Origin of the sequence: Marinobacter sp. (genome assembly GCF_041686475.1) — a bacterium.
Classification (GTDB): Bacteria; Pseudomonadota; Gammaproteobacteria; order Pseudomonadales; family Oleiphilaceae; genus Marinobacter.
In genome coordinates, this window is the sequence record NZ_JAWLDU010000099.1 from 1 (window position 1) to 5,730 (window position 5,730).

The window sequence follows — 5,730 nt, forward strand, 5'->3', positions numbered from 1 at the left end:
GACATTATGGCGTTTGACCTGCGGGACCTGCTGAACAATATTGCCCGTGAGTTCCGGCAGATGGCAATGGCGGAGCAGCTGACGCTGGATTTCGTGCCCTCATCAGCCATTGTAGAGTCAGACTCGCAGCTGCTGGCGCGTATTCTCCGCAACTTCCTCACCAACGCTATCCGTTACACCGGCACCGGGAGAATCTTGCTGGGATGCCGCCGGCAGGGCGATCACGTGTTGCTGCAGGTATGGGATACCGGCCCGGGGATTCCCCAGGACAAGCTGACTGAAATTTTCCAGGAGTTCAAACGCATTCGTCCGGCCGGCTCGCAGCCGGACAAGGGCCTGGGTCTCGGCCTGGCGATCGTGGACAAGATCTCGCGGATTCTGGGTCACGAAGTAACGGTGTCTTCCATTGAAGGTAAGGGTTCGGTGTTCAGTGTGAAGGTTCCCCTCGGGCGATTGCAGCCTGAAACACGGACGCAGGATGAAAGCCGGACAGTTTTCAGTGACAGCGGTCTTGGCGGCGCCAGGATCTGGGTAATTGATAACGATCACGCCATCTGCCAGGGCATGCAGACATTGCTGGAAGGCTGGGACTGCCAGGTGGTGTCAGCGGTTTCCCTGGAAGACCTGGAGCGCCAACTGGACCCGGCCAAAAGCCCTGTGGACCTGATCCTGGCGGACTATCACCTGGATAACGACGAGAACGGTGTGGACGTGGTCGCCAACATCAACGGCCGCCGACACTGCCCCGCACCGGTGGTGATGATTACCGCCAATTACAGCAATGAGCTGAAGCAGTATATTCGTGAGCTGGGATACTTGCTGATGAACAAGCCGGTGAAACCGTTGAAGCTGCGGAGTGCGTTGAATCACCTGCTGAGAGGGTGAGGGTGCTCGGGATCCTGTCGGATTATGCCGAAGAACACTACCGCTTCAAATACTGACTGAAATCCACATCACTCGCCGAAAGAATCGCCTGCACCCGGTTATGAACCCCAAGCTTGCGCAATATCGCCGACACGTGGGCCTTTACCGTGGTTTCAGCAATATTCAGGTTGTAGGCAATCTGCTTGTTGGACTCGCCCTTGGACATGCGTTCCAGTACCAGCAACTGGCGGCGGGTGAGGGAGTTCAGCAGTTCCGGCGAGATCGGGTTGTCCTCATGCCGGCTGCGGCGGCTGGTACTTTCCTTGCCGGTACGGATGATGTCCGAGGGCAGGTAGACGTTGCCGTTGAGGATCTGCTGGATGGCTTCGGTCATCTGGGCCCGGGGCGAGGATTTGGTGATAAACCCGCAGGCGCCATAGGTGATGGCCTGGAGCACCACCTGTTTGTCTTCCTCCGCCGACACAATCACCACAGGAATGGTGGGCGCTTCGTTACGCAGGGAAATGAGACCATTCAGGCCGTGCATGCCGGGCATGTTCAGGTCCAGCAGGATCAGGTCCAGGTCGTCGTTTTCGCGGGTAATCTCCAGGGCGCTGTCCAGGTCCGCGGTTTCGATGATTTCGCTACCGCTGAAGCCTGAGGAAATCACACTACTGATGGCTTCACGGAACAGTGGGTGGTCGTCGGCGATCAGAATCTTGTAGGCCGGCTCCATGGATGCTTCTACCTGTTTGTTGTCATTATTCGGGGCTGTGTCCAACTTATCATAGCGTTTTTCAGATGAGAGTGCGGCATCGAGCTCATTAAGCATGGCGGCCTCCTGTGCAGAGAATCTCCGGAACCCGGATCGATGCTCTGTTTATTATTGTGATTGTTTCATTACACGCGATCTGCGCCTCAGGTTGAATGCGACCATCGCACCAAAAAACAGGCACCAAAGTACTATTCTTGCGTGGCAGCCGGCTTCGTATCGTGGAGGGATGAACCAACAACCGATAACAACGCCTGATCCTGAATCCTTTGCTGCCCCAGCCAGATGGTTCCTGCGGGCAATCCTGGGTATTTTGTCAGTATTCCTGCTGGCAGGGTTCGCCCACGCCAGTGACGAAGCCGATGGGCAGCTGCCGTCGATGTCCGTCAGCGTGCTGCAATTCGGTACCGCCCACTGGGAACTGGACCACATTCTTCACCGGGAGCTGGACCGGAAAAACGGCTATCGCCTGGAGCTGAAACTGGTGGCCAACCTCCCGGCCTCCCGCCTGGCCGTGACCAGTGGCTCGGTGAACGGCGCTGTGGCGGACCTGCTCTGGGCGCAGTCCCGTTTCCAGGCGGGGGCACCCTACCTGTATGTGCCGTTCTCGTCCCGGATTGGCGATATCGTGGTGCCGGAAAATTCCGATATTCGCACCGTAGCCGACCTGGCCGGCAAGCGCATCGGCGTTGCTGGCAGCCCCGACAGCAAAGGCTGGATACTGCTCCAGAAGGTTGCAGACCAGCAGGGGATCAGCCTGACCGAATCCGCCGAGGTCCAGTTCGCGGCGCCGCCATTGTTGAGCCAGGCCCTGAAGCGGGATCAGGTGGACGTAATTGTCACCTACTGGCATTTCGCGGCCCGATTGATGGGGGAGGGCGGCTGGCGCTCCGCGTTCGGAATGGCGGACCTGCTGGCCGAGCTGGAGCTGGACCGGAACCTGCCCGTCCTGGGGTACGTGTTTCCGGCAGACTGGGCTGAGGATCATCGCTCTCTGGTTGACGGTTTTGCTGCGTCCCTGCGCCAGGCCAAAGCCGAGTTGGCGGAAGACGAATCACACTGGCAGCGGCTGCGGCCGTTAATGGGCGAGCCGGCAGAGGGGGTATTTGAGGCATTGAAAGACGGCTTCGTCGCCGGCACCCCGGCACCCCGGACCGACCGCCGGATTGCCGATCTGCATCGGTTGCAGACCCTCACCGGCGCCGATTCAGACAACCTGATGTCGGCAGACCTGTTCCACCGGGGCCAGCCGTGAGCAGTCACTCGGGTCGCCCGCCGACCTGGAGCTACTGGGTAGTGCTGCCTTCTTTCGTCCTGGTCTGGGCGCTGGTTGCCTGGTTTCTCAAGTCCCCTCTGCTTCCCACGCCAGTCAACGTGCTCGACACTCTGTTACGGGAGTCCGCCTCCGGCGAACTCTGGCACCACCTGGGCGCCACCCTGGGGCGCGTCATCGTGGCCTTCACGCTGGCGATGCTGCTTGGCACCGCGATTGGCGTCGTCATGGGCCGGTCCAGAACCACCAATGCACTGTTTGACCCCATGCTGGTGCTGCTGCTGAACCTGCCGGCGCTGGTCACCATCATCCTGATGTACGTCTGGTTCGGCCTGGTGGAAGTGGCTGCAGTGATGGCTGTGGTGATCAACAAAGTACCCAATGTCGCGGTCACCGTCCGCGAAGGTGCACGCAGCCTGGATTACCGGCTTGAGGAAATGGCCACGGTTTACGACTTTAGCCGTTGGCAGCGGTTCCGTGAAGTCTGGGTGCCGCAACTCTTCCCCTACCTCATGGCGGCCACCCGGGGCGGACTGGCCCTGATCTGGAAAATTGTCCTGGTGGTGGAGTTGCTGGGCCGCTCGGATGGCATCGGTTTCCAGTTGCACATGGCTTTCCAGGTATTCGATGTAGCCGCCATCCTCGCTTACAGCCTGGCGTTTATTGCCGTGGTCCAGCTCATCGAACTGGCCATCCTGCAGCCCCTCGAACGCCGCTCCAGCCGCTGGCGCCAGCCGGAGGCTGCCCATGCTTGAACTGCGGATTGCCGGGCGCAGCTTTGGGCAGCCTGTACTGGGAGAGGTGTTTGCCACCATAGAACGGGGTGACCGGATCTGTCTGCTGGGCCCGTCCGGGATTGGCAAAACCACGCTGTTGAACGCCATCGCCGGGTTGGATAAATCCATTCCGGCGGAGGCCATTATTGGTCGTGAAAAACTCCGGGTGGGTTACCTGTTTCAGGAGCATCGGCTCTTACCATGGCGAACCCTGAACGCCAATCTACGGCTGGCCGGTGCGAGTTCGGAGGAAGCGGAAGCTCATCTGGCCAGTGTCGGTCTTAGGGGGTACGGCCACTATCTGCCGGATCAGCTGTCCCTGGGTATGGCCCGTAGAGCTGCGCTGGCGCGTTGCCTGGCGGTGAAACCCGATCTGCTATTGCTGGATGAGCCTTTTGCGTCGCTGGACCCGGTGATGGCGGGTGAATTGAAAACATTGATTGCGGGGATCCTGGATGCCAATGCGGGGATGGCGATGATTTGTGTCACCCATGATGGGGGTGATGCGGAGATTCTGGCGAATCGGTTGTGGTATCTGGATGGGAAGCCGGCGCGGTTGCAATGGGATGACAGGATTGGCGAGCCCGGGTTGATTGATGGTCTGTTGGGGAAGTTGCGGCGGCTGGATTTGGCAGGCTCCTGATCTGGTGCAAGACGATTAGCGGGCAGGGCTTTCCAAAACACGCTCAAGCACATCCATGTGACGCTTGAGCTCCGCCATCCATGGCTCCGCACAGTTTTGGAAAGCCCTGTCCGCTAATCGCCCCAACCTTTAAGCAGGCTTTCCGCCAAGAATCTTGGTCCGCTGAGGCCGAAAGCCGGCAGTCGCGAGCAGTGACAGAACGATAGTAACGCCCGCGGTTATACCGAAGGCCATCGGGTTCCACTCCAGGTACAGGGAGAACCGGATGGCTTCCACCGCATGGGTAAACGGGTTGAACTGGCAGATCCAGTAGAGCCAGGGGCTGGCTTCGTTCATGCGCCATAGTGGATACAGCGCTGAAGACATGAAGAACATGGGAAAAATAACGAAGTTCATTACCCCGGCAAAGTTCTCCAGTTGCTTGATCCAGGTGGCAATCAGCAGGCCCAGCGCGCCCAGCATCAAAGAGGTCAGGATGAGCGCCGGCAGCACGGCCAGATAGCCCCATAGCGGTGGCTCCACATCCACCAGCAACGCCAGTAGCAGGAACACATACACCTGCCCCACCGACACCACCCCCATTGCTAACAACTTCGTTACCAACAGAAATGGCCTTGGCAGCGGGCTCATCAGCAGCACCCGCATACTGCCCAGCTCCCGGTCATACACCATGGACAGCGCACCCTGCATACTGTTGAACAGGATGATCATCCCGCACAGTCCGGGGGCGATGTAGGTCTCGTAAGTGATGTACGTTTCATAGGGCGGGATAATGGAAATGCCCAGCACCGCGCGGAAGCCGGCGGCAAAGACCACCAGCCATAAAAGCGGCCTTACCAGGGCGCTGGCGAAGCGGGTGCGCTGCTGCCAGAAGCGCAGCCATTCCCGGGTCTGGATGCCGACGAAACAGTGCCAGTAATGCGCCGCGTTCATATCAACCGGCTCCTGTCAGGGTGTGGAAGGTCTCCGCCAGGTCGCGGGTGCCTTCGGCTTCGCAGATGTCATGTCCCGCGCCGTCGGCCAGCAGCTTGCCTTCATGGAGAATCAGCACCCGGTCTTCCGGGCGAACCTCCTCGATCAGGTGTGTGGCCCAGAGCACGGTCAGACCATCGGACTCACAGAGCGTGCGTACGTGATCGTTCAGTCCACGGCGACTGGCGACATCCAGCCCGACGGTGGGTTCATCCAGTAATAGCAGGGAAGGCTCATGGAGCAGGGCGCGGGCGATCTCCACCCGCCGGCGGTGGCCGCCGTTGAGCTTTCGCACAGGCTCGTTGGCCCGATCCAGCAGCTGGAAACGCTCAAGCTCGCGGTCGCCCCGAAGACGGGCCTCCTTGCGGGACAGGCCATGAAGCGCTGCGTGATAAAGCAGGTTCTGACGTACGGTCAGATCCAGGTCCAG

At 59.8% G+C, this 5,730-nt stretch carries 7 protein-coding genes; 4 read left to right on the top strand and 3 right to left on the bottom strand.

Annotation, left to right across the window (positions count from 1 at the left end; genetic code table 11):
• The coding region (locus ACESMB_RS14320) for a hybrid sensor histidine kinase/response regulator (RefSeq protein WP_372971911.1) at window positions 1–885 on the top strand (885 nt) is incomplete at its 5' end.
• 37 nt (window positions 886–922) lie between these two features.
• Here ACESMB_RS14320 and ACESMB_RS14325 read toward each other — a convergent pair.
• A complete protein-coding gene (locus tag ACESMB_RS14325) occupies window positions 923–1,600 on the bottom strand; it encodes a response regulator transcription factor (protein ID WP_285390368.1) in 678 nt (225 codons plus the stop codon).
• 265 nt (window positions 1,601–1,865) lie between these two features.
• On the opposite strand from ACESMB_RS14325, the gene ACESMB_RS14330 reads away from it, so the two are divergent.
• The 3 genes from ACESMB_RS14330 to ACESMB_RS14340 are packed head-to-tail and all read left to right on the top strand — an operon-like array spanning window position 1,866 to window position 4,328.
• Window positions 1,866–2,891: an ABC transporter substrate-binding protein gene (locus ACESMB_RS14330; RefSeq protein WP_372971912.1), complete on the top strand. Its 1,026-nt coding sequence runs from the start codon at window positions 1,866–1,868 to the stop codon at window positions 2,889–2,891.
• Window positions 2,888–3,664 carry an ABC transporter permease gene (locus ACESMB_RS14335; protein ID WP_372971913.1) on the top strand — a complete coding sequence of 259 codons (777 nt, stop codon included), beginning with the start codon at window positions 2,888–2,890 and terminating at the stop codon, window positions 3,662–3,664. The genes ACESMB_RS14330 and ACESMB_RS14335 overlap by 4 nt, the downstream gene beginning before the upstream one ends.
• A complete protein-coding gene (locus ACESMB_RS14340) occupies window positions 3,657–4,328 on the top strand; it encodes an ATP-binding cassette domain-containing protein (protein ID WP_372927612.1) in 672 nt (223 codons plus the stop codon). Before ACESMB_RS14335 ends, ACESMB_RS14340 begins: the two co-directional genes overlap by 8 nt.
• A gap of 129 nt (window positions 4,329–4,457) precedes the next feature.
• Here the strand turns inward: ACESMB_RS14340 and ACESMB_RS14345 are convergent, their stop codons facing one another.
• Entirely contained in the window at window positions 4,458–5,261 is an 804-nt protein-coding gene (locus ACESMB_RS14345; RefSeq protein ID WP_372927611.1) for an ABC transporter permease, read from the bottom strand.
• 1 nt (window position 5,262) lies between these two features.
• Window positions 5,263–5,730 (bottom strand): ATP-binding cassette domain-containing protein (locus ACESMB_RS14350; protein WP_372971914.1); only part of this gene is annotated, 468 nt, incomplete at its 5' end.